The organism is Sporosarcina aquimarina, assembly GCF_033253705.1.
Taxonomy (GTDB): domain Bacteria; phylum Bacillota; class Bacilli; order Bacillales_A; family Planococcaceae; genus Sporosarcina; species Sporosarcina aquimarina.
This window is the reverse complement of the sequence record NZ_JAUBDH010000003.1, coordinates 107,617-131,349: the sequence shown is the minus strand read 5'-3', so window position 1 is coordinate 131,349 and position 23,733 is coordinate 107,617. Positions and strand designations below refer to the sequence as shown.

Annotated in this window: 23 protein-coding genes, 1 pseudogene and 1 riboswitch; of the genes and pseudogenes, 15 read left to right on the top strand and 9 right to left on the bottom strand. The window is 40.5% G+C overall.

Annotation, left to right across the window (positions count from 1 at the left end; translation table 11 throughout):
- Positions 1–45: 45 nt before the first annotated feature.
- Complete coding sequence (locus tag QT716_RS05835) at positions 46–1,653, bottom strand: ABC-F family ATP-binding cassette domain-containing protein (RefSeq protein WP_317935107.1); 1,608 nt, start codon at positions 1,651–1,653, stop codon at positions 46–48.
- A gap of 469 nt (positions 1,654–2,122) precedes the next feature.
- On the opposite strand from QT716_RS05835, the gene QT716_RS05830 reads away from it, so the two are divergent.
- The 4 genes from QT716_RS05830 (at position 2,123) to QT716_RS05815 (ending at position 7,374) form a co-directional block, all read left to right on the top strand.
- The gene (locus tag QT716_RS05830) at positions 2,123–3,313 is read left to right on the top strand and encodes an MFS transporter (RefSeq protein WP_317935106.1); all 1,191 of its coding nucleotides are present in this window, start codon (positions 2,123–2,125) and stop codon (positions 3,311–3,313) included.
- Positions 3,314–3,740: 427 nt separating this feature from the next.
- Entirely contained in the window at positions 3,741–4,664 is a 924-nt protein-coding gene (locus QT716_RS05825; RefSeq protein WP_317935105.1) for a patatin-like phospholipase family protein, read from the top strand.
- A gap of 89 nt (positions 4,665–4,753) precedes the next feature.
- On the top strand, positions 4,754–6,313 hold the full coding sequence (locus tag QT716_RS05820) for a sensor domain-containing diguanylate cyclase (RefSeq protein WP_317935104.1): 1,560 nt from the start codon (positions 4,754–4,756) through the stop codon (positions 6,311–6,313).
- Positions 6,314–6,381: 68 nt separating this feature from the next.
- Positions 6,382–7,374, top strand: a complete 993-nt coding sequence (locus QT716_RS05815; RefSeq protein WP_317935103.1) for a YecA family protein — start codon at positions 6,382–6,384, stop codon at positions 7,372–7,374.
- Between the two features lie 144 nt (positions 7,375–7,518).
- On the opposite strand, the gene QT716_RS05810 is transcribed toward QT716_RS05815, so the two are convergent.
- Positions 7,519–8,211, bottom strand: coding sequence for a YjjG family noncanonical pyrimidine nucleotidase (locus QT716_RS05810; protein ID WP_317935102.1), 693 nt, complete (start codon positions 8,209–8,211; stop codon positions 7,519–7,521).
- A 219-nt stretch (positions 8,212–8,430) separates the two neighbouring features.
- Between QT716_RS05810 and QT716_RS05805 the strand changes: the two genes are divergently transcribed.
- The 6 genes from QT716_RS05805 to QT716_RS05780 all read left to right on the top strand — a co-directional run bounded on the left by QT716_RS05805 (position 8,431) and on the right by QT716_RS05780 (position 13,137).
- Positions 8,431–8,706: a hypothetical protein gene (locus tag QT716_RS05805; protein WP_317935101.1), complete on the top strand. Its 276-nt coding sequence runs from the start codon at positions 8,431–8,433 to the stop codon at positions 8,704–8,706.
- 45 nt (positions 8,707–8,751) lie between these two features.
- Positions 8,752–9,225 (top strand): VLRF1 family aeRF1-type release factor, encoded by a 474-nt coding sequence (locus tag QT716_RS05800; RefSeq protein ID WP_317935100.1) that lies wholly within the window; start codon positions 8,752–8,754, stop codon positions 9,223–9,225.
- Between the two features lie 121 nt (positions 9,226–9,346).
- A complete protein-coding gene (locus tag QT716_RS05795) occupies positions 9,347–9,721 on the top strand; it encodes a nucleotide excision repair endonuclease (RefSeq protein WP_317935099.1) in 375 nt (124 codons plus the stop codon).
- 19 nt (positions 9,722–9,740) lie between these two features.
- Positions 9,741–10,985, top strand: a complete 1,245-nt coding sequence (locus tag QT716_RS05790; RefSeq protein ID WP_317935098.1) for a hypothetical protein — start codon at positions 9,741–9,743, stop codon at positions 10,983–10,985.
- A gap of 32 nt (positions 10,986–11,017) precedes the next feature.
- A complete protein-coding gene (locus QT716_RS05785; protein WP_317935368.1) occupies positions 11,018–12,340 on the top strand; it encodes a sodium-dependent transporter in 1,323 nt (440 codons plus the stop codon).
- A 149-nt stretch (positions 12,341–12,489) separates the two neighbouring features.
- On the top strand, positions 12,490–13,137 hold the full coding sequence (locus QT716_RS05780) for a hypothetical protein (protein ID WP_317935097.1): 648 nt from the start codon (positions 12,490–12,492) through the stop codon (positions 13,135–13,137).
- 72 nt (positions 13,138–13,209) lie between these two features.
- Here the strand turns inward: QT716_RS05780 and QT716_RS05775 are convergent, their stop codons facing one another.
- Both QT716_RS05775 and QT716_RS05770 read right to left on the bottom strand, forming a co-directional pair.
- The gene (locus tag QT716_RS05775) at positions 13,210–13,731 is read right to left on the bottom strand and encodes an STM3941 family protein (RefSeq protein WP_317935096.1); all 522 of its coding nucleotides are present in this window, start codon (positions 13,729–13,731) and stop codon (positions 13,210–13,212) included.
- Positions 13,732–13,745: 14 nt separating this feature from the next.
- Positions 13,746–14,273 carry an STM3941 family protein gene (locus tag QT716_RS05770; protein WP_317935095.1) on the bottom strand — a complete coding sequence of 176 codons (528 nt, stop codon included), beginning with the start codon at positions 14,271–14,273 and terminating at the stop codon, positions 13,746–13,748.
- Positions 14,274–14,470: 197 nt separating this feature from the next.
- Here QT716_RS05770 and QT716_RS05765 point away from each other — a divergent pair, with 197 nt between their 5' ends.
- Both QT716_RS05765 and QT716_RS05760 read left to right on the top strand, forming a co-directional pair.
- Positions 14,471–15,295, top strand: coding sequence for a class I SAM-dependent methyltransferase (locus QT716_RS05765; protein ID WP_317935094.1), 825 nt, complete (start codon positions 14,471–14,473; stop codon positions 15,293–15,295).
- 118 nt (positions 15,296–15,413) lie between these two features.
- Positions 15,414–15,776 (top strand): DUF488 domain-containing protein, encoded by a 363-nt coding sequence (locus tag QT716_RS05760; protein ID WP_317935093.1) that lies wholly within the window; start codon positions 15,414–15,416, stop codon positions 15,774–15,776.
- Between the two features lie 77 nt (positions 15,777–15,853).
- Here the strand turns inward: QT716_RS05760 and QT716_RS05755 are convergent, their stop codons facing one another.
- The gene (locus QT716_RS05755; RefSeq protein ID WP_317935092.1) at positions 15,854–16,585 is read right to left on the bottom strand and encodes a YqcI/YcgG family protein; all 732 of its coding nucleotides are present in this window, start codon (positions 16,583–16,585) and stop codon (positions 15,854–15,856) included.
- 478 nt (positions 16,586–17,063) lie between these two features.
- Between QT716_RS05755 and QT716_RS05750 the strand changes: the two genes are divergently transcribed.
- Complete coding sequence (locus tag QT716_RS05750; protein WP_317935091.1) at positions 17,064–18,029, top strand: alpha/beta hydrolase; 966 nt, start codon at positions 17,064–17,066, stop codon at positions 18,027–18,029.
- A gap of 185 nt (positions 18,030–18,214) precedes the next feature.
- On the opposite strand, the gene QT716_RS05745 is transcribed toward QT716_RS05750, so the two are convergent.
- From QT716_RS05745 to QT716_RS05730, 4 genes and pseudogenes are all read right to left on the bottom strand, one after another.
- Positions 18,215–18,745: a hypothetical protein gene (locus QT716_RS05745; RefSeq protein ID WP_317935090.1), complete on the bottom strand. Its 531-nt coding sequence runs from the start codon at positions 18,743–18,745 to the stop codon at positions 18,215–18,217.
- Between the two features lie 151 nt (positions 18,746–18,896).
- A pseudogene (locus QT716_RS05740) lies at positions 18,897–19,828 on the bottom strand (linear amide C-N hydrolase).
- Positions 19,829–20,045: 217 nt separating this feature from the next.
- On the bottom strand, positions 20,046–21,152 hold the full coding sequence (locus QT716_RS05735) for a DUF1648 domain-containing protein (RefSeq protein WP_317935089.1): 1,107 nt from the start codon (positions 21,150–21,152) through the stop codon (positions 20,046–20,048).
- A 4-nt stretch (positions 21,153–21,156) separates the two neighbouring features.
- The gene (locus QT716_RS05730; RefSeq protein ID WP_317935088.1) at positions 21,157–21,540 is read right to left on the bottom strand and encodes a GntR family transcriptional regulator; all 384 of its coding nucleotides are present in this window, start codon (positions 21,538–21,540) and stop codon (positions 21,157–21,159) included.
- 314 nt (positions 21,541–21,854) lie between these two features.
- A riboswitch (purine riboswitch) is annotated at positions 21,855–21,956 on the top strand.
- Between the two features lie 136 nt (positions 21,957–22,092).
- On the opposite strand from QT716_RS05730, the gene purE reads away from it, so the two are divergent.
- Positions 22,093–22,581, top strand: a complete 489-nt coding sequence (gene purE / locus QT716_RS05725) for a 5-(carboxyamino)imidazole ribonucleotide mutase (protein WP_317935087.1) — start codon at positions 22,093–22,095, stop codon at positions 22,579–22,581.
- Entirely contained in the window at positions 22,565–23,722 is a 1,158-nt protein-coding gene (gene purK / locus QT716_RS05720; RefSeq protein WP_317935086.1) for a 5-(carboxyamino)imidazole ribonucleotide synthase, read from the top strand. Before purE ends, purK begins: the two co-directional genes overlap by 17 nt.
- The last annotated feature ends 11 nt before the right edge of the window (positions 23,723–23,733 follow it).

Below are 23,733 nucleotides of genomic sequence, written 5' to 3'. Positions count from 1 at the left end.
ACAAGCAATTGCGGATTTCGCAATTGCTTGTTTTAGGATTGTTTATCATTTTGCAGCAGGCTGAGTTTCTTTCCACTCTAAATACTCGTCATAGTTCATCATTTTATCGAAAATTGTTCCGTCTTCGTTAATTTCAATAACGCGATTTGCAATTGTTTGGATAAACTGATGGTCATGAGAAGTAAAGAGAATAACGCCCTTATATGAAATCAAGCCGTTATTTAGTGCTTGAATCGATTCAAGATCCAAGTGGTTAGTAGGCTCATCCATTAACAATACGTTGGAATGAGTCAACATCATTTTAGAAAGCATGCAACGAACTTTTTCTCCGCCGGAAAGGACAGAAGGCTTTTTATTAACTTCTTCACCAGAGAATAGCATTCTTCCTAAGAACCCGCGTAAAAATGTTTCAGTTTCATCTTCAGGTGAGTAAGGACGTAACCACTCAACAAGTGATTTTTCGTTTCCTTGGAAAAATTCGTTGTTATCAATAGGGAAGTAAGCGCGTGACGTTGTAACGCCCCATTTAATAGAACCAGCATCGGGTTCTTCCTCTTCAGCCAGCAATTCAAGTAACGCTGTTTTCGCTAAAGGGTTACCGATTAGGATAACTTTATCCTCTTTGTTAAGAGTAAATGATGCATCTTTAAGAAGCTGCACACCTTCTTGTGATTTAGAAAGATCACGTACCATTAATACGTCATTTCCAATTTCGCGTGCCATTTGGAAATTGACATAAGGATAGCGTCGTGAAGAAGGCTTAATATCGTCCAAGTCGATCTTATCCAACGTTTTCTTACGTGAAGTCGCTTGTTTCGATTTAGAAGCATTCGCACTGAATCGTGCAATAAAGGCCTGCAACTCCTTTACTTTCTCTTCTTTTTTCTTGTTTTGTTCTTGAGAAAGTTTAAGTGCTAATTGGCTGGACTCATACCAAAAGTCATAGTTACCTGCGTAAATTTGAATCTTACTGAAATCCAAATCTGCAATGTGTGTACATACTTTGTTCAAAAAATGTCGGTCGTGGGATACGACAATGACAGTGTTTTCAAAGTTAATCAAGAACTCTTCCAGCCATTGAATCGCTTTAAGATCCAAGTGGTTAGTAGGCTCATCCAGCAGCAAAACATCTGGTTTTCCGAATAACGCTTGTGCAAGAAGGACTTTAACTTTGTCAGAACCTGTGAGTTCAGCCATTTTCATAGTATGCAATTTCTCAGAAATTCCTAGACCTTGCAAAAGAATAGCTGCTTCAGATTCAGCTTCCCAACCGTTCAGCTCCCCAAATTCACCTTCAAGCTCAGCTGCGCGCATGCCGTCTTCATCTGAAAAATCTTCTTTCATATAGATTGCATTTTTTTCAGACATAATATCGTAGAGACGTTTGTGTCCCATAATTACAGTCTCTAATACTTCCACATCTTCAAATTCGAAGTGATCCTGTTTCAATACAGCTAATCTATCGTCATTGTTCAAGATGACATTTCCTGTTTGCGGTTCGATTTCACCGGAAAGAATTTTGATGAATGTTGATTTACCAGCACCATTTGCACCGATTAACCCATAACAATTTCCAGGGTTAAACTGTATATTAACATCTTCAAAAAGTTTGCGATCTCCGAATCGAAGACTTACATTACTTACTGCTAACATAATTGACCTCCTAAAATTCACACTTTGCCCATTATAGCACGGATTGCCGGCGGGGTGGGGGAATTTACAGTAGCATATTTCAATTTTCAGGCTTACAATACAAATAAGAAGCATAGTTAAAAATGTTTATGAGCTTCGTTTATCCTGCAGTGCTCTTCTATTTTTATACGCTGGCAGTGTATCTAATTCTTTATTGATCAGGTATTCCATTTGTACATAGCTTTTTCTAGTAGGTAAAGAAAGGGGATCGAGACCTTTCATTGAGTTAATAAAATAATAGCCATTAATTTTCCGGAAAACTACAACGGTGTCAGGAAACAAGTCAAATACACATTTAATTTGATACTTCCGTGTATAAGACCAATGGTTGATTTTCATGCACGTCATCCTTTCACAGAAAATTATACGTTGGCTAGAATGCAAACGCAAGTTCGATGATTGCTTACTTGTTTACTAGAAAGGATAATTTATGACTACTAATTCTCTCAGCAGTAAAAAGACTTATCTATTAATAGTTGCTATCTTTGCAGTCTCTTTGAATATGCGCCCTGCGGTAACGTCAATTGGTCCATTACTCGATACAATCCGAATCGACTTAGAATTGTCAAATGCACAAGTTAGCCTGTTAACAGCACTTCCAATCATTTGTATGGGTGTGTTTGCTTCACTTGCACCTGTATTGAATCGGTATATCGGGTTAAACGCAACGATGATTGCAATGATTTCTATTATCGGTATTATGACAGCCGTACGAGAATTTGTACCTACCTATTCCATGCTCATCGTTTCCTCCATTGCAATCGGTATCGCAATTGCAGTAGCCGGACCATTATTGTCCGCAATGATCAAACAAAATTTCCCGCATCGTGCGGGTGCAGTCATTGGCATCTACTCATTTGGACTTGGAACGGGCGCGACACTTAGTACTGGATTATCTGCATTCATGTACCAACAGACTGGATCTTATCCATTTGCACTCAGTATTTGGGCAGTTCTTGCGTTTTTAGGTGTTGCTTTGTGGCTCACTTCTTCCAGTGATCAGCTTATCGTTCAGCATCATAAAAGTATAACAGAGCAGAATGCTGCTATCGCTGTACGTTCTCCTTGGAAAACCAGAAAAGCATGGTTATTCTTATTATTCTTCGGTCTGCAGTCAGCTGCATTTTTCTCTATTGTCATTTGGCTCGCGCCGATTGCCGTTTCAAAAGGGTTCACTATCGTTCAAGCCGGTACACTCGTTAGTATGATGACTATCGTTCAGATCCTCCTAAATATTACGATTCCTTTAATGATGGAACGATATCCAGGTCGTAAAATGTGGTTGCTATTCATCTTGACAGTTGGATTAGTAGCCATAGGTCTATTTTGGACAGGAAATACAGCTTTATTGTGGGTCGGGGCATTATTAATGGGTGTACCGTTAGGGGGAATGTTCCCAATTGCACTTGTATTGCCTTTAGACGAAACTGTAAATGCAGTAGAAACGAATACATGGACGGCGATGATGCAAACCGGAGGGTATATCATTGGTGGAACTCTGCCCCTTGTAATTGGATCACTTTACGATATAACGGAAAACCATCACGTTACAATTACATTATTTGGGATGCTATTTGTCGGTATGATGATATTAGCTGTTTTGATAGGTGATAAGGAATGATAAATTCAATTGGAAAAGGGATGCCCGGTTGGGGCATCCCTTTGTTTTTTTGTATAGCCGATTATTGAATATCATGAAATAGTTCGTTCTTTATGATTATCAAGATTATCAAGAAAATGTGTTCTCTTTGACAACGATCATTGCCGCGGTCGTTGTTCAGCAAGTGTTTCCTAACATAAGCAACGCAAACCCTACCTACTTTTGCGTCCTTGCGACCCTATAGTCGCGCCAGTTTGAATACGTATAATGGGTAAACATTCAGCAGAATGCCAGTATTCAAGAATCAGCTAACGTGTTATAACTTGTTAATTATATCACGGTGAATTTTATAAGTCAATGAAATCTTTTGCAATCCGTTTGCTTTGTTCTAAATCCATTCCTCTCATCTTACAGTAACTAGTAAAGGATAAAGAGAGGTGGAGAACCGTTGGAGATAGATGGAGTTTTTTCGGGTGGCGGACTTAAAGGTCTGGCGTTAGTCGGTGCGTGTAAAGTCTTTGAAGAGAACGGCTATATATTTAAGCGAACTGTTGGAACAAGTGCTGGAGCGATTGTCGCTGCCATGATTGCTGCAGGCTACACCTCAAAGGAAATGGAAGAGATTATGCAGAAACAAAATTTCCCTGAACTTCTGGATGCAAGAAAAACGTTTTTACCGCTGCCATTCATGAAATGGCTGCAGCTCTATTGGAGAATGGGTCTGTATCAGGGAACAAAACTTGAAAATTGGTTCAGTGATATTCTTGCTGAAAAAGGAATTTACACCTTCATGGACATACCAGAAGGATCGCTTAGGATTATTGTGTCTGATTTAACCAATGGAAAACTTGTTGTACTACCTGATGACCTTGAAGAATATGGGCTTCGGCCTGATTTTTTTCCTATTGCAAGAGCGTTAAGGATGAGCACAAGTATACCTTTCTTTTTTGAGCCCGTCATTATGCATTCCGTGGCGGGGGATGCAGTGGCGGTTGACGGCGGTGTTCTTAGTAACTTTCCGTTGTGGGTATTTAACGAACCTGAGACCGGAAAGAACCGGCCTATTATAGGGATGAAACTGAGCCATAATCCAGAAGAAAAGAAAAAAGCAGTTATTCGAAATGGACTGGGTCTTTATGAAGCGCTCTTTACGACTATGAAAGATGCACATGATGAAAAACACGTATCGAAACGACTTGAAAAAGACGTTCTCTTTATACCGACAGATGGAATTTCCGCAGTCCAGTTCGATTTAAGTGATGAACAGAAGCTAAAGTTAGTTACGAACGGTGAAACTGCTGCTAAGCAATTTCTGAGGCAATGGCAGCAAGCACCTGTAAATATAAATAGCTTCTTTACGCAAAAAGTTTGAATTTACTAATACTACTTTGAAATTATTGCATTAATGGTATAATAGTCTTGAGAAAAAGTAACTATTTTCATAGAGAGGCGGTGTTTTGTATGAGGATATCTATTAAGCATTTGCTAGTAACCATTGCTTTTCTATCTATCAGCCTAACACTCGCCAGCAGTCTCTATGCTGGATATAAAGCGGATCAGGAAACACTAAAAGAAATCACGCTTGAAACCAATCTTGCGTATGCTCAAAAGTTAGCTAAAATTACAGAAGATTATTTGCTCAGAACAGAAAGGATCTTATCCTACTCTGCTTCCAATTTATCCGGCGATGTTTTAGAAGATAACGTTGAGCACTTGAACAAAGAAGCAGAGCGGTTAGTTGGACAATCGGAATCGTTAAGTTCCGTTGTAATCACTAATCGGAGGGGTAGGATTCTTGGCGCTTCAAGTGCTATTCAGGAATTAGTCGGAAATCCCATAACGGACGCAAATGGGCAGCTTCCGCTAATTTCAGCTGTTCCTGAGATCAGTACACCGTATCAATCGCAAACGGGTAAATTGATAGTCTTCATCTCCACGCCTATTCATGATCGTTCCGGAAACGTTATCGGTTTAATTGGCGGAAGTATTTATCTTGAAGAAGAGAACGTATTGAACAACTTATTAGGACAGCATTTTTATGAAGATGGGTCTTATGTTTACGTTATCGACAGCAAAGGAATGATTATGTATCACATTGACCGCAGTCGTGTAGGTGAAGTTGTTGAGGGAAATCCAGTGATTGATGCGCTTAAAAAAGGCGAGAGCGGAAGTATGCAGCTTTTTAATACGAAGAATGTCGATATGCTCGCTGGTTATGCCTCCATCCCTTTAACGAATTGGGGCGTTGTGACACAACGCCCAACTGAAATAGCATTGGCCACTTCAAAGCATGTAGTTTTTGAGATGATCGTAAAATCTCTTCCGTTTATTCTTCTATCAGCTATCCTGATTATAATTTTCACTTCTCGTATAGCTAAACCTTTAGAACGTCTAGCGGACTATGCTACAGACAGAAATATTCATGCTCCAATGGAAAGTGGTGCTTGGTATCACGAAGCGATTGAACTAGATCGTGCATTATCAGACAGCTTTATACGATTTCAAAACGAAGTCGACTATTTTATAACAGAATCTACAACTGATCCATTAACGAGATTGTTGAATCGCAGGGCGTTGAATGAGAGAGCGCACATTCTGGTGGAGCAAAACGTGTCGTTTTCGCTTGTCATTCTTGACATCGATCGGTTCAAGCGGGTCAATGATACATTCGGACATTCTATGGGTGATGAAGTACTAAAATTCTTGGCGCAACAAATAAAAAAGGAAATCGGTGACTTGGGCACTTGCTATCGTTTCGGAGGAGAGGAATTTGTTATTCTCCTGCCCATCACAAGTGTCGAATTAGCTACTGATATCGTCAACAAATTACGTATAACTGTTGCTGAAAAAGAAAGCCCTGTAGGCGAATCCATCACTTTTTCTGCAGGAATAGCTGAAATGCCCAGACACTCCCAGCATCTCTTACGGCTAATTGAAATCGCGGATGAATGTCTGTACGAAGCCAAAGAAACAGGTCGAAATAGAGTGGTCAATGCAAATAAAAGGAATGTCACGATATAAATCAACTTCCATGCAGCTGAAAATAGTGATAAACTGAACAACAGTTTACAAAGAAGTAGGTGCAATGGATGATAGGCAGAAATGATCCGTGCCCATGCGGCAGCGGTAAGAAGTACAAGAAATGTTGTGCAGGCAAGGAACAACCGACAGTTGAAATCGTTCAAGCGGAAGAGTTAGAACGCATCTTACAATCGTTTTACGATGAATATCCAAAGCAAAAAGACTTTGGAGATTACAGACAGTTTGCGACACAGTGGAAACTCCCCCTGTCATCAAGTTATTCAGAGGAAATGATCGAAGCGATAGCGCTTGACGAATTCTTCTTTCATGAGCGAACAGATATATGGGAAGACTTTGTTCGTAAACAACTGAAGAAAACGGTAAGGCCATCGGTTATTAGCGTGTTAGAGAAATGGTCAACCCCGCAAACGCTTCTTGGGCAAGTGGTTGAAGCAGAATCTTCTTATTTAACGGTATATGATCGTTTAAATAATCGGACAGTACGTTTACGAAGAGAGTCTGAAAAACCGGTTCCAGTAGACGTGCATCTCTGGTGCTTTACTTTGCCAGATGGAGCCGAAGATCCAGATACGCTTCTTGCAGTTTCCACGCTCATCTTTTTCCCAGTGGACCAAAGCGCTGTATTCGATGAATTCGTCACAGAGTTTGCAAATGTAGATAAAGATTCTGAGGAATACATGAAAAATCATGCTGTGGACTTATGGGAAAAACTCGCTGCAAACGGGTATGAAGGCGAGGAATTTACTGATTTTGAGCAAGGCGTGCTAGCCCGAGTTGCAACATTCCTAGAAGCGAATGATCGAGAAAGCAACCAATTATTAGAACTGATCGAAGACTATTTAGTGGAAGAGCAGCCAAACGCTCGTAAAGATGTCGCCATTGCAGCAGGCGCAATCCGCTACGGTCAAGAATACAACTTATTTGAAACACTTGAGCTCACAGTCAAAGCAATCGCAGACGAATTCGAAGTTTCTCCGTCTTCGTTGAACCGATATTATAACGGAATTATCGAGTACGCAAAAATGAAAACAAATGTTTAAGTACAAAAACTCACTCCAAAGGGGGTGAGTTTTTTGTGCGGCAGTGCGGGAATAGACTAATTCATACTGCTGAACCAATTTCGGCACACAACAAGAGAAAGCTGCAGGATGTCGAAGTTCTGACATCCTGCAGCTTTTTGAATTTTAATGGATTGTTTTTTCTCTAACCATAAATTCTTCCCAATTACTAATTTCATAAGTCGGTGTGTTATCTGTAGTATTTTCTAAACCATTCGGGTTATACCAACACGTATCGATTCCATAATTACATCCACCCCGTATATCCGAAGTGAGGGAGTCACCAGTCATCAGAACACGGGATTTGTCTGTAACTCCTAGACGGCTCAACGCCTCTTCAAAGATTTCAGGGCGCGGTTTTTGATAACCTGCTTCATCCGAGGAAACGATTGTTTCAAACCGATTATTTAATGCTGAGCACGCTACCCGGGCAATTTGCGCTTTAATGAAACCATTCGTCACAATCGCAAGTTTTACATCGCCTAAGCGATCCAGCATCTCAATTACGCCATCGATAAGATGGGCTTCTTTGCCGAGCAGAGTAAGATACGTATCAGAAAAACTTACAGGATCCAGGCCAATATTGAATGCCTCAAATAATTGACGGAAACGGCTGACGTTCAATTCTTCCATAGTCGTCGTGCCTTCTTCTAATTGTCTCCATAGTACTTTGCTGATTGCTCTATATTCGGCGCGATACGTATCGAGTCCCTCAGTTAAGCCAGCTTCAGTAAATGCATTTCGAAATGCATTCTGCTCGCTGGTGTTGAACTCTAATAGTGTATCGTCTAAGTCAAAAAGAAAAACATCATACATCATTCAAACAACACCTGACCTCAATTTAAGTTGTTAAAAGTATAGCACCCACTTGAGTTCTAAAACAACCTTTCCAGCCAATGTTGAGGGTCCGTAACAAGACATATTTAACAGTTAATTGGTTTTTCATTATCCATATTATTCGCAAAATTATATCGTTTAACTTCTTCGGGGAAGGGTATCCCATTAAGTGAAGTAGATCATGAGGAGGTCGAAGCGATAATGTCAGTAAGTGAAGAACTTCAAACTCTGAAAGATTTCCATTGTGAAGAACGGTGTGTATTAAGTGTGTACTTAAATACCAATCCCGCTGATCCCGATCAGCAGCAGGGCGCGTGGAAAATCCATTTGAAAACAGGATTTAAGCGCCTAGAGGAATATTTAAATGCTTCAGATGACAAAAAAGAACTAGCTGCTTTCAAAAAAGCAAAAGAAAAAGTTACTGCAGAAATTGAGAAGAACCAAAACGACTTGAAAAAAGGAGTCGTTATTTTTTGATCAGGTGAACCTGAACTGTTGTCCGTCCATTATGTCCAAATTGCTGTGAAAACCAGTTTTCACTGGGAGAATCATCCGGTCATTGAAGAATTGCAATATATGTTAAAAGCGTATCCAAACTCAGGCGTGATCATGCCAAGTGTAGGGAACGTCCGAATCCTGGATACTGCGATGGGATATGTGGCAGATGATCTCGTGTATTACTTTGACTCCGGTTTAGACGTATGGCGTGAACAAAAAGGGATGAACCCTTCAGGCAATCGTGGAACAGGCGGCAGTCATGTTGACGATTTAGATCAGCGACTAAAAGAAAACTTAGAGCGTTTCTACAAATCGATGGCAGGCGATATTGATAAAATGAAGAAAGAACGAAATTGGGATGAAATCCATGTTATCGGTGAGGCAGAGTCGTCTCAATCCTTTGCATCGGCCATGAACCAAAAGCCAAAAAGTGTGATCCACAAAAATCTGAACAACTCTACGCCCGATAAAATCCTTCATGAAGTATTTGAAAAGTAACTGATTTACCTAAGCCGTCCTTCTTTTCGGGACGGCTTTTTCGTCGCAATATAATGACAAATCGCATTCTGAGGTAAACTGTGGTAGGATTTATAACAAAACTAGATAGGACGTGACATTTATGATTTCAATTACCATTCCAGAAATTGACGTAAAGATTGAACAACGGCTTCAAAAGGTTTCAGCAAACGTAGCACCCATTACACCTATAAACGGATTTGTGGATCTGCACGAAATACCTCGCGATAAAGGCGGTATCATTTTATTCTACAACAAGAAAGATGAATTGCTATTTGTCGGGAAAGCAAGAAAACTCCGTCCACGTGTCAAAAAGCATTTGGAAGACAACGTATCTCCTTTGAAGCCACATCGTGACGAAGTGAATAAAATTGCTGTCCTTCTTGTGGAAGATGCAATGGAACGTGAAATTTACGAAACATATATCATTAACACAATGCGAGCTAAATATAACACCGATAAAGTCTTTTTCGAGTAATACCTGGGAGGCGGTCATTTTGGACAAACGAATTGAAACGATGTTGGAAGAAGTAAAAACTTCGCTTGGTCTCAAGCAATTTGTACTTCACACACATTCACTTTCAAAAGAACTGTCTGCATTTGGCGGATTTGATATCTCGCTGACTGCAGACTGGCTTCCGCCTGGAGCCAATGCTCCCGAGGAGGATGATATCCTTCCTGAAGGATCAGTTTCTACGAGGTATTCACTCCGTTTTCGGCAATTGCAGAACGTTTCTACTCAAGGTGAGCAATCTTTTGCTGAGCCTATCGCCGCAAGTGAAGAAGAATTCTTGAAATGGATGCAACAACAGACTGGACTATGCACCGAGAACACCATTGTAATAACCAACCGTATACATAATGGAATTGATGGAGATGTCATGCATCAACAGATTCCGGTTCAAACGGATGGCTTTTTAGAGCTGCAATGGGATGAAAGCGGAAGACTGCTTGAATGCATTTTGCCGATTCTCGGAACAAATACGTTTGAAGAAGGTCCTTTTTCCATGACACTTGAAGCGATTGAACCGCTCGTCCGACAGCAGCTTACTGCGATTCGACTTCCTATTGAGGATGAAGCACGTTTCTCTGATTACTATGCGATGGATGAAGTGTTCGTTGCGCAAGACGGAACGGTATTACCTTTTTATCCTGAGGAACAGTCTGCATATTTTCCAAGCCAGGTTTTACATTGGAAAACCGCGTCCAACTTGCAGTTGGACAAGTTAAGTGTTCTTCCATTTAACAGGGAAGTAAGTTCTGAAGAAGCGTTTGCTATTTTGAATCATCCTGACAACAAACTGACAGATGACACGGCTAAACGCTGCATTCAATCTGTAACTGAATTATTGTCTTCACTGCTACCGGAAGAATCAGGCGATTGGGAAGTCTATCGCATTATGCAGCAGCCGGGAACTATAGAGGTTGTTTGCCGCAAATTGGGAGAAATCGCAGGACCGCTTCGTAGGAAGACGTTCTTCGTACTCAATAAGGATACATATGAAGTTATGAATTTCATGGACTCAATTGAAATGGTACAACTTTTCGAAGGATTTACTCAACCACGTGTCGAAACGGTTTCTCAGGAAGAAGCTTTTGAAAAAATGATTTCGTACATAACTCTTGAACCGAGATATGTATATCATCAACCAACTGGAACTTATAAGCTTTGTGGGTTGTTAGATGCTGAGGAATGTATAGATGCCGTGACAGGCGAACTAAAACTACTAAATGATTTGTAAACTTTATAGTTTGCTTGAAACGGGGTTGGATGATGAAAGAACGGGAACAATGGACTTCTAAAATAGGATTTATACTTGCAGCAGCCGGAAGTGCTATTGGACTGGGTGCCATTTGGAAATTTCCTTATATGGCGGGAATGAATGGCGGAAGTGTATTTGTTTTGTTATTCATTTTAAGTACACTGCTCATCGGACTGCCCATCTTACTTGCGGAATTTGTAATTGGCAGGCGGGGGCAATCCGATGCGGTAAGTTCCCTGGAAAAGTTATCGAAAAGCCGGAAGTGGAACTGGGTTGGATGGATGGGGCTGCTTGCATCATTTATCATTTTATCCTTTTACAGTGTCGTTGGAGGTTGGATTTTATCCTACCTCATTCGGTCGTTAACCGGAGGATTATCAGGAGCTGACTATGGCGCGCTATTTAACGATATTATTGCGGATCCATTGGAAGTGCTTATCGCCCAAGCTGCGTTTCTAGCCATTACAATTTGGATTGTGCAAAGCGGTATCAGAGGTGGGATTGAGCGTGCAAGTCGATGGATGATGCCGCTATTATTTATATTTTTCATCCTGCTGGCTGTTCGATCACTCACATTAGATGGCGCCATGGAAGGTATTCGGTTCCTATTTGTTCCGGATTGGAGTTATTTGACAGGTAAAACGATTCTTATTGCACTTGGTCAAGCATTTTTCTCACTCAGTGTCGGGGTCACCGCAATGATGACGTATGCTTCGTATTTGCAAAAAGAGGAGCGGCTTGGTCAATCGGCGCTTAATGTATCGATATTAAACATCGTCATTTCTTTACTTGCGGGTATTGTCATATTTCCAGCAGTATTTGCACTTGGACAATCGCCTGCTGAAGGTCCGGGACTGATATTTGTAGTTCTACCAGCAATTTTTAATGAAATTCCAGCTGGCGGCTTTTTCTTAATTGTATTCTTTATTTTGATGCTATTTGCCACACTGACCTCAGCGATTGCTATGCTTGAGATTGTTGTATCAACGGGAATCAGGAAAAAACATGATCGACGTAAACGGGCAGCATGGATATTCGGCGGTTTGATCTTCTTAGTAGGCATTCCAAGTGCGTTATCTTTTGGAGTGCTAAGTAAAATCAGCATCTTCGGGGGCTCGATATTCGACTTTGCTGACCTTCTCACAAGCCGAATTGCAATGCCGCTTGGTGCACTCGCTGTCTCAGTTTTTGCTGGGTATGTACTTAGCCAAAAAGACACTTCAGATGAATTGGATATGAATCCAACCCTCCACAAACTATGGAAAACGTTAGTACGATATATAGTTCCAGCAGCCATTGTCATCATCTTTGTGACATGGGTAATTGGATTGTAAACGAAAAGTCATGTGCTGAATTCAGTACATGACTTTTTTTGGATGAAAAACACGGAAAATTGAAACTTATCCTACAATAATACGTACATATAACTACAGGAATGATTTTATAAATGAGTATTAGACATAAATGGAAAAGAGGGAGCCCGATGAAAAACAGATTCGATAAGAGGAGTTTGGGATTACTGGCTTCAGTGACTATAGTTTGTATGTTGGGTGCAGGATGCAGTCAACAGGGAGCCGCTACTGAAAAAGTTGAAGCAGTTGCTGAGACGAAAACAGAAACAGCAACTATATCGAATCCGGAAAAAGAAATTCAAATGATCGAGGCAGTGCTTCAAGAAGAGTTGAATGGTCCCGATAAACAATTTATACAATTGTTAGAGGAAGCTATAGGCGGCAATGAATTTGATAGTGTAAAGCAGAAAGAGTATGAAATGAAACTGGATAGTTATTTGAAAGAGAAGTTTTTATCCTATTACACGGAAGAAGGCTTTAGAAGGGCGCAAAGTACGAATATGATGTATCACTATCACTATCAATTTGAACCGGATTCAAAAGGTAAGATCAAACTGATAGATTCGGACGTGAAGCAGAGCGAAATTGACACGGCAAGTAATCAATATCACGTAAAGGCTACCGTTGAGTATTCTTCACCTGATGAAGAACCTTCTTTGCATGAGTTAGAAGGAAAGGTCATATTCTCCACTAAAGAAGGTAAAATCGGGGATATACAACTTGGTCAATTCAACACGGATTCTACTCTTTCCAAAAAGATTCAAAACTGGCAGGACTAATAGAGAGTACACAAAATTGCGAAAACATAAAGAAAGGAATGCGAGACACGTTATGTGTCACATTCCTTTCTTTTATGACATCTTTTCGGCACTTCTTTCCCAAAACACCGTAATCTTCTCAAGAAGGTCTCTGATTGGAATAGATAAATTGTTAACAGGTATGTTCACTTGGGAGGGAAGCAGGTATTTGTTGACCTTATTTGCCGCCTTTATCGTAGTGTCCGATCGATTAATAATTAAATCTGGATCAAAAGTATAAATTGCTAAAAAAGGCTGTCCAGACTGTTCAATTATCTCAACGTTTGCAATCTCGTGCCATGCTACTAAACCGGCGGCAATATAACTTGAATTGTCGGTAATGCCTTCATCAGATACAATCAGTACAGGTTGATGAATTAAAACTCTTTTAATGTAAAAAACCGCACTCAAACCGCATGCAATAAAAAGAAAGATGCCGATTAAACCTATATAGAAGGGTGCTTGTCCTATTATTAAAAGCAAGGTTAATAACAACCCGAATCCAGATAGCACTAAACATAAGATTCCTAATCCAAGCATTCTTCCTCTTTTCGGGTAGACGACTAACTCCTCCAAACACTTCAACTCCTTTATTTTTCCCTGGAATTTGTCAATTCTTGTTCGCCTATTTCGATGACTTTACCCAGCAGTTGGTCTAGGGGATACGCCAAGTTATTGACTGGAATATTGATCTGTGAATCAACTAAGAATCGGTTTGCTCTATTGGCGGCTTTCTTCGCAGCATGTGAACGATTTACGATTAGATTAGGATCATATGTATAAAGCGCTAAATAAAGCTGTCCGGACGTTTCAATCATGTCGACTTTTTTCAGATCTTTCCATTCAACAAGTCCGGCACCAATATAACTGGAGTTATCTGTAATGCCTTCAGATGAAATAATTAGTGCGGGTTGATGAACAATCGCTCTTTTCATAAGGTAAACAGAACACAAGCCGAAAAACACAAGCGCGACAAGTCCAATTAGTCCGGTACCTATCGAAGCCTCCCCGGCAATTAAGAGGAAGATGAATAGTAATCCAAACATTGAAAACAATAGACTAAGTAGTCCCAATTTTAACATTCTACCTCTTTTAGGGTAAATGACTAGCTCTTCCATGTGTTCAACCCCTGCCTTTCTATTTTTAGAGTCTATCACTCTATAAACTTGTTGTACAAAAATATCAGAGAAAATAGAACTTTTACTTACATGGTACTATTCATATACTTTATACTATTTGTACTAAACTGAAATGAGGTTATTTCAGAAGTGAATAGATAGAATGCAGTAACAGATTTGATACTGGAGGTAGATCCATGACAGCGGTTCAATTAAACGACCAGACGACAAGTTTCCTAAACGAGCACAAACTATACGAAAACGATGAAATTCAACAAATTCAATTGCAGCATCGAATTAGCCTAGCAGAAGCGTTTCAGCTGCCTAAAGGCGGTAGAATCTTAGAAATAGGATGCGGCCAAGGGGATACGACGATGGCAATCGCACACCTGATTGGGGAGGGGGGAAATGTAGTCGCAATCGACAATGCCAGCCGGGATTATGGTGCGCCATTCACGCTGGGTGAGGCAACCAATCATATCTTGCAGTCTTCTATAGGAAAAAGAATTTCATTTCACTTAGAAACGGATTTCAATGATTTTGAAGTTTCAACACCATTTGACGTTGCTGTGTTCTCGCACTCCTCATGGTATTTTAAGAATCCCAATGAGTTACTAGGTTTTCTCAAAAGACTGCGCCTTGTAACAAAACGGATTTGCTTTGCAGAATGGGATCTTCACTTTACGGAAATGCCGCAAAGATCACATTTCTGTGCAGTATCAATACTCGCACTGTACTCGAAGTTTGTAGAAAATGAGGGGAATGTACAGACGTTATTTAACAAAACACATATCCAGCAGCTTCTTGAGCAAGCGGGCTTCCATATTGAAAAACAAATGACAGTGGATGCAACATTTTTGCCGGACGCGAAATGGGAAATTGATTATGCAAATACTATCCAAGAGGAATTTGTAGAAGCTGCACCGCATTTGAAACCATTTTTGTTTAGTTATTATGAGTTAATGAATGAACCACAAGATGACGTTCTTTCTCTGAACAGTTTTGTAATAACTGCAACGTAATTCCATCTTAACTCGAATGCAGGACAGACATCATATGGCTGCTTCTTGGTTGTTAAATTGTTACATTCAACCCCAAGTAGGGTATTGATTAGGTACAACGAATTTGGAGGGAGTAGCAATGCCTGTAAATATTAAACGAGTGTATGAGGAAGCGAAGAAAGATGATGGCTTGCGTGTTCTAGTGGATCGGGTATGGCCTAGGGGCGTAAGCAAAGAAGATGCGAGAGTGGATGAATGGCCAAAAGAAGTGGGACCAAGTAAAGAGCTTCGACAATGGTTTGACCATGACGCCGAAAAGTATGATGAATTTAAAGAAAAGTATAAAGAGGAACTTAAAAGTAACGATGAACAGAAGGAAGCGTTGGAGCAATTGAAAAAATGGACAAAACAACACAATAAAAAACTAACGCTTGTATTTGCAGCTAAGGATGAAAAACATAACCAAGCAACAGTATTAAAAGAGATTCTAGATCACCAATAATCATTTACATTCCTAAAGCAGATAAAACAACTCAAGCATAATTCCAATAGAAAAGCCGTCTATCAGGACGGCTTTTTTTACATTTCTTTATGTGTGAATGGACATTTACCTTTAATTGGTTCACTATCGTCGCCAATGAAAAATTGTTTCCACTCATTGTGATCCGGATCTCCAAAGTGGCTGATATCTGGATGTTTCGGCAGGTGATCCCATGCTTCGACTCGCTCCCTTACTTTTTCACGTGACATCACACCGCCTTTTTCTGTACCTTTCAATCCTTCAAAAATTTTACGTGGCTGGAATCCTATTACCATAGCATTTCCTAGATCCCTTGTTTTCCGCCGCTTGTAAGCGGGAGTGTTACCGAAGGCAAATATGGGTTCGCCATGGAATCTGAAATCCCATAAATAGTGATCGGGATCACGAGGGCTTTCAGCAGGCCATTCTAAAGTGTCCTGCTCGTGTAAGTACTGAAGAATATCCCAAAATTGCTGACGATATTCCTCTAATGTTCCTTCTTCTTCAAATGGTTCAACAAATACAAAAAGACCGTGTCGTTTATGTTTTGGATCATCGAATAACGCTAGAAAATCTATTAAAGCAGCCGGTAGATTACTCCAGTCATCGCGAGTGATATAAGCGTATCGCAATTCACCTTTCAATTCACCGCCCATACCGAAGTAACAAGGAAACGTCTTATCTGTCACAGTATTGTGGAAGGTTTTATATTCTTTCAATAGCCAGCTAGGTAAATCTTTTCTTGTTTGAAAATCCTCTTTGACTAGAAGGGCTTTTTTTGTCTGAATCATGCGTTTACTTCCTTTCCATTTAAACTCTTTTTTGAATAGTTCCCTTTAAGAAGGTTCTTAAACCGAAATAAAATATGATTGTAAGATATATAATCTATGTCAGTAATTTAATGTTCATACTTCGTATAAGTGAATAGAGTATCGCATATACTAGTAATCACAGAGGCGCGGCACCTCTCTGTCCCGCGATTGGGGCACTTTCGGCAGAAAGTGGTAAAGAATACGCAGCCTATTCCGACTGGGGATTACCCAGCAGTGCCGCAGTTACATAATCGGTTTTCATTACGACGTACAATACGAAAAGCACTTTCCGGGAATTGTGGAGAGTGCTTTTTAGCTTTTCAAAAAGAATATGATAGTCATATTGCTGACTGCATTCAAAAGAAATCCCTCTTTTTCCAAAATCTCGAATACATACAGTCAACCGTTCTCCTGTATACTAATAGTAAACCGAGTCGAACGAACTGAGGGTAATACAATGAAAAAAACCAAGATTAATTGGAAGAAACTTTTAATATTAGCAGTCATATTGTTTTTCAGTATTCAAGTTATTGGCGGCATCTTTTTCTATGACTTAGCCATTAAGCGCGGACCAAAGGAGTTTTTACAAAACAATGCAGATTTAGAAGTGGCGGACGATACCATGGATCTTTATATCAATGGGGATTGGACAAAATGGGTTGCGGAGCAGAGCTTTGAAACACTTACACTGACATCCCGCGATGGTCTGAAATTATCAGGATACTATTTACCCGCTGAAAAGCCATCCAACCAACTTGTTGTACTCACACATGGCTATCTTGGTAATGCCAAACAGATGGGCTTATTCGGTATTTTTTACTATCAAGAATTGGGTTATAACATTTTCATGCCTGATGCCAGGGGACATGGCAAAAGCGAAGGGAATTATTATGGATTCGGCTGGCCAGACCGTTTAGACTTGATTGACTGGACGGACTTACTTGTTGAGAAACTAGGGAAGAATACAGAGGTCGTCTATCACGGGTTATCCATGGGAGCAGCAACTGTCCTAATGGCAAGCGGGAAATCTGAATTACCAGAAGAAGTGAAAGCAATCGTTGCCGACAGTCCATATGGATCCGTTTATCAGCTATTCGCCTATCAAATGAAGCGCATGTTCCATTTGCCTGCTTTTCCATTGCTCGACAGCACGAGCCTTGTTACGAAAGCGCGTGCGGGTTATCTATTCAGGGAAGCAAGCGCTTTGAAGGAAGTGCAGCGTACGGATGTCCCAATTCTCTACATTCATGGAAAAGCGGACACATTCGTCCCTGTTAAAAATGCGATTGAATTGTATGAAAAAACCTCAAGCAGCACCGAGCTTTTCTTAGTCGATGGAGCAAATCACGGGGAATCCTATGCTAAAGAACCCAATGAATATAAAGAAAAAGTCCAGCAATTTCTACAGCATACGCTTAAATGAATATGCTTTATATGAAATGAGATTAAAATAAAGTAGGCATACACTGATCTGCGAATGAAAGAGTAAGTTATTATGTTTTGGAAACGAGAAGACGCAGTACTCCAACAAAGATGAAAAATCGAATAGAAAAAGAAGAAGAGAACCCAACATGATTGGTGTTCTCTTCTTCTGCTTAGTGGAAAGAGTTACGGCTTTTTTAGTATTTCTTCAGTAGGTTGAATTGGTACTTTTGTTTTTTGTCCCTGGGAGACTAACAAAATTGAACCAAGCTCACTTGCGACCTGTTTTTGGACTGCAATTACAAAATTTCTTGGACTCAAATCAGCAGTACATGCTTCAGCTAGTGGTGAAAAGTTGACGGTCAGTTCTTTTGATCCGTCTTCAACATTCATCGTGTCAATTTCATATGGACAGCTGCTAGACTCGAACATTCCGATAAATAACAAATCATTTTCTTTTAAATTGACTTCAGGAAGCGCGCCTTCAAGTTGAAATTGCTGCCACGCGGCTTCATAGTCTTTCTGATAAGTGACACGAACAGCAACATGGTTTTTGGGATCTTGTACTGCAGCAGTACTTTCAAAGTCGTTTGGCAATGTCTTTTCGGAAGCAACCAAATTAGCATTTTCAGGTGATTGCTGTTCTTCTTCCTTTGATGTACAACCTGACACTAGTATCGCTAAGCACGTAATAATAAGAATTAATGTTTTCTTCATACAGTACCTCCTTTGACATTAAACGAACACTCGAATTACCATGATACACGGAAAGTTAGATTCAGATGTCCAGAATGACTCCAGTTCTGTTGGCTCTTTTTTGTGTGATTTTGTAATAATTTTTCAACATAATACACCTATCCCGTTTCAATTAAAGTTTCATCGTTTTTTGGATGTCCAGGAACACCACTTCTTTTTCATCCTTATAATCATCCAAATAGAACGGCTGAATATTGATATTGTCATGAAATTTAACGAAATATGCTTTTTTCTTCGTATCCATGATGGATGTATATAGGGTTTCATCGCGATGTTTCTCAACAGGGTCTATAACCGCACCGGTAGGAATGTCCGCTTGGGACAGAATCCGGAATCCTTGCAAGATTGCCGCGTTGCGCTCCAAATCTTTTGGCGTAGCCGATACAAACGAAGCCGCACGAACGAAGCGGGAAGGGGGTGTGAAGTCACCGGGGAGCCCAACCATTCCGCTGCCTTCTCCGAATTTTGAAATCGAAAGGCCATTCATGATGTTCTGATCAACGTTTTCAGGCTGCAGGTGAATGTAATTGCGTAAATTGGTCACATGCCAAGGGAATTCAGGTGCATTCGTCAGTACGCCATAAGGGTTGTCATGAGTTAACAATAGTCCGTCTTTCGGTTGCAGTACGATTCCATTGCCATCCGCATCCATGAAGAAAAAGTGCTGCTGAGTGGAAACATCATCCTTCGATTTTCCTTGTGCCAGGATGACCAACTTTTTGACTCCTCTTTTATTTCTTCGACATTTTTGCAACGGCTTAACAAATAACTGAATGCAGACGCAATTGTTAAATTGATTTTACCTTCAACAGGATGCTCGGCAAACGTTGCGTATCCTGGATACAAATTATTCGAGCCCATTAGCCCCATTTCATTAATGCCATCACCGAACGAAGGCTGCTTAAAAAATCCAGTCCCTAAAACGCTATATTTTGAAGGGAGGTCCCCTTCTATTGTCTGAATGAACCCCTCAAGGTTCTTTGGAACAAATAGAATATGATTGTCTAATGGCATTCCAACCTCTAACGTCCTGCCAAATACCATACCTTCCTTATAAGAAAACCCGATAGTTGTACACATAAAATCACTCCTAGAATTCGATTGAGTACTATTTCTATTAAATAGTTCAATACCCTTGTTATCGAGTACCAATCATTATCTATGAATGCTTGTTTCAATCTTCGACCACGAGATATGCCCGAATAGAAATAGAAAAACATCCTCGTCTACTTTTAAGGAAGACCAGGACGCAGCATGGTTATTAAACAAAGAAGGCAATGAGCAAGATCAGCACGATAGGAACGAATAGGACGAGATATCCAATTGGATTGCCAAAATTGATGCTCCAGCCAATTCCAAAACGTTTTTCTACGAAGATAGAAGGATCTTGTTTATTGACATAAAAGACACCAAGTTTCCAATGATCATCCATATCATCGTCAGCAATAGAAGAAGTTTCATCCTCCTCAATAGAGACTGCAATACGTGAACCGCCTTGGCCGACTTTAAACGCATAGACCGCTGAGAGAGCCAGCATAAGGACAAGAAAACCAAGAGGCAGTGCCATCATGAGCGTATCGTTTTGTAATGCGCCATGAATGGTAGTTAGCTGCAGGAATCCAAATAGAATTGTCAAAAGGATTGTAGTTAACAGTAAAAACCAGCTGGTGTACTTGCGGAATGCCAGTTGCTGCAACTGGGAAGATTTCTTTTTGCCGGCATTCAATTTAACTCCAGAAAGTTTAGCTGCTGCATTGATACCTAGCATCATCGCTTGAAGAACCAAGAGCATGAGCAATAAGGCAATCGAAGAGAAAGGAGTTTTTTTACTGAACGCATCGGGTTCTCCACCAGGGCCCCAATGAGTCGGAATCTGATCAGGCAGTAAATGATATTGGCTCGCTGTGTACACGATAAGCTCGACCGTCACGAACATAGGAAGAACATACATGAAATTCGGCAGTATAGAATCTTTTGCATGACTTTGCAAATCAGCTACACGGATTTGTGTGAAACGAGAATTCCAGTCATTCACTTTTTTCAAATTCGTCGTTTTTGCGTGGAAAAAGAGATACAAAGCCATGCTTAGTAATAGAAGGCCAGTTTGGATCGCTAACCCTGTGATCACGAGTTGGTTCTCAGATACTGAAGCATTGGCTGACCAAAGTACTAAAAATATCAGTGAAATTGTCCCTATAGCTAAAACCGTTGCTGAGTATTTGCGTCTAAATGAAACAAGTGATGAATCCATTGCATGCTCTTCGGGAATGGTAACTCCAAAGACAATTGTGCGTTTCAACAAAAATGGCATGGCGGATTGCAAAACAATAAGAAAAGCAAGTGTGATAAGAAAAATCGCTAAAGGCATATGGTTATTCCCCCTTTAAGTCATTAAGAATAGATGAAGCGTGCTGCCTGATCTCATCAGGACTCATGCCGAGCACAAGTGCTTCTGCGATAATAGGCTTGAGCTGCCCGATGATTTTGCGGCTGTTTTCATGTGTGATCCCTTCTTGAACTATAGGATTAATGACAGCTCCGGATTTAGGCACAATCCGCAAGATCCCTTTCTGCTCCAGCTCATGATAGGACTTGTTGACAGTGTGCATATTCACACTGAGATCGGAAGCAAGAGCTCTCACGGAAGGCAAAGTATCGCCTCCATTTAATTGACCACGTGCGATCAATTCTATGATCTGATTGGCTAATTGTGTGTAAATTGGAATATCTGATGATGGTTCGATTTGGATGAACAACTGGCCACCTCCTAACTGTTCTATTATTAGTATAGCAGAACTGTTCTAATCCGTGTATAACAAATCACTAAATCATATCATATTTCTTGTGAAAGGAATTGGGCTATGTAAAAATCCGATGTTACACAAAAAGGTGTTTTATCGGGATGATCATGAACAGCGTGTTTTGTCGATTTTTGACGATAAAGGTAATACTGCTTTTGGAATAGATGGATTTTCTTCAATAAAAAAGCTTAAACACGAACTATTATATTTCGTTTTATAAAAACGTACGGTTTTTTGTTGACGTGATGGAAATCGATTGTTAAGATGATTACGAACTTACTTATATCTCTCATATATCTCCGGGAATATGGCCCGAACGTTTCTACCCGATAACCGTAAATTATCGGACTATGAGAGAAGGTGCACCCTTTACTTAGGATCAGTCTGTCCTTTTTTGTAAAAGGCTACTTATCCAGGGCAGGGAACTTTCTCTTTTTCGAGAAAGTTCCCTGCCCGTTTTTTTATTTCTACGAGTCATTTACGTATGCAAATGTGGGAGGGAAAACAGTGAACGCACAAGTTGGAGTCATTATGGGAAGCGCTTCTGATTGGGAAACGATGAAACATTGCTGCGAAGCATTGGATCTAGTCGGGATTCCTTATGAAAAGCAAATTGTTTCCGCACATCGAACACCTGAATTAGTGTTTGAGTATGCAGAATCTGCACGAGACCGCGGGTTGAAAGTCGTTATTGCCGGGGCTGGAGGAGCCGCCCATCTCCCAGGTATGACAGCTGCAAAAACCACATTACCTGTGATTGGCATTCCTGTTCAAACGAAAGCGTTGAATGGAATGGATTCGTTGTTATCGATTGTTCAGATGCCTGGCGGTGTGCCTGTTGCAACTGTCGCGATCGGTAAGGCAGGTGCTACGAATGCAGGGTTATTGGCAGCACAAATTCTTGGCATTTCTGATACTGAAATTGCCGGAAGATTGGAATCACTTAGACAAGAAACGAAAGTAAAGGTGTTAAACAGTAATGACCAACTTACCTAAAGTAATCTTACCAGGACAAACAATTGGAATTATTGGCGGCGGTCAGCTGGGCCGAATGATGGCGCTATCTGCAAAAGCGATGGGATTTCGTATTGCTGTATTAGATCCGACAAAAGGTTGTCCATGCGGCCAAGTTGCGGATATTGAAATTAATGGTGCCTATGATGACTTAGATGCAATCCGACAACTTTCCGAAGTGAGCGATGTCATTACGTATGAATTCGAGAATGTAAGTTTTGAAGCACTCGCGTGGTTAAACGAAAATAGTTACTTGCCGCAAGGGGCAGAGCTATTAAAAATCACTCAGAATCGAATCACTGAAAAAGCTGCAATTAACGATGTGGGAGTACCCGTAGCACCATACGGAGTTGCGGAGAACACATTGGACATTCATGAAAATGTAAAAACTCTAGGTTACCCCTGTGTGATGAAAAAGATTCGTGGGGGATACGACGGAAAGGGACAACTTGTCATTCACTCAGAATCTGACATTGAACAGGCTTCTGAACTTCTAGCAAGCGGTACATGTGTCATCGAAAAGTGGATTCCCTTTACAAAAGAAATTTCTGTAATCATCACTCGAAAACCAACTGGTGAAATGAAGTGTTTCCCCGTTGCGGAAAATATCCATCACGAAAATATATTGCACACGAGTATTGTTCCTGCTCGAATTAGTGAAGAAATCTCACACAAGGCGGTTCAGCTAGCGGAACAATTAGCCGACCGTCTGAACTTAGTCGGTACGTTAGCGGTTGAAATGTTTGTAACTGAAGGTGATGAGATTCTCGTAAATGAATTGGCACCGCGGCCCCATAATTCAGGTCATTATACGATGGAAGCCTGCCAAACATCTCAATTTGAACAACATATCCGAGCAGTGTGCAATTGGTCTTTAGGAAATACGGACTTGATGAGTCCTGTTGTAATGGTCAATATTCTCGGAGAGCATGTGCAGGATCTTCTTGAAGTGATTCCTGAAGCAGTAACTTGGAAAATTCACCTATACGGTAAGAAAGATGCGTTAGTGAAACGGAAAATGGGGCATGTCAATGTATTGCGAACTACTATAGATCAATCTCTTGCAGAGATTGAACAAAGTGGTATTTGGAATCACCAGTTGAAATATGACGTTTCGCATTAATCTTGAAAATT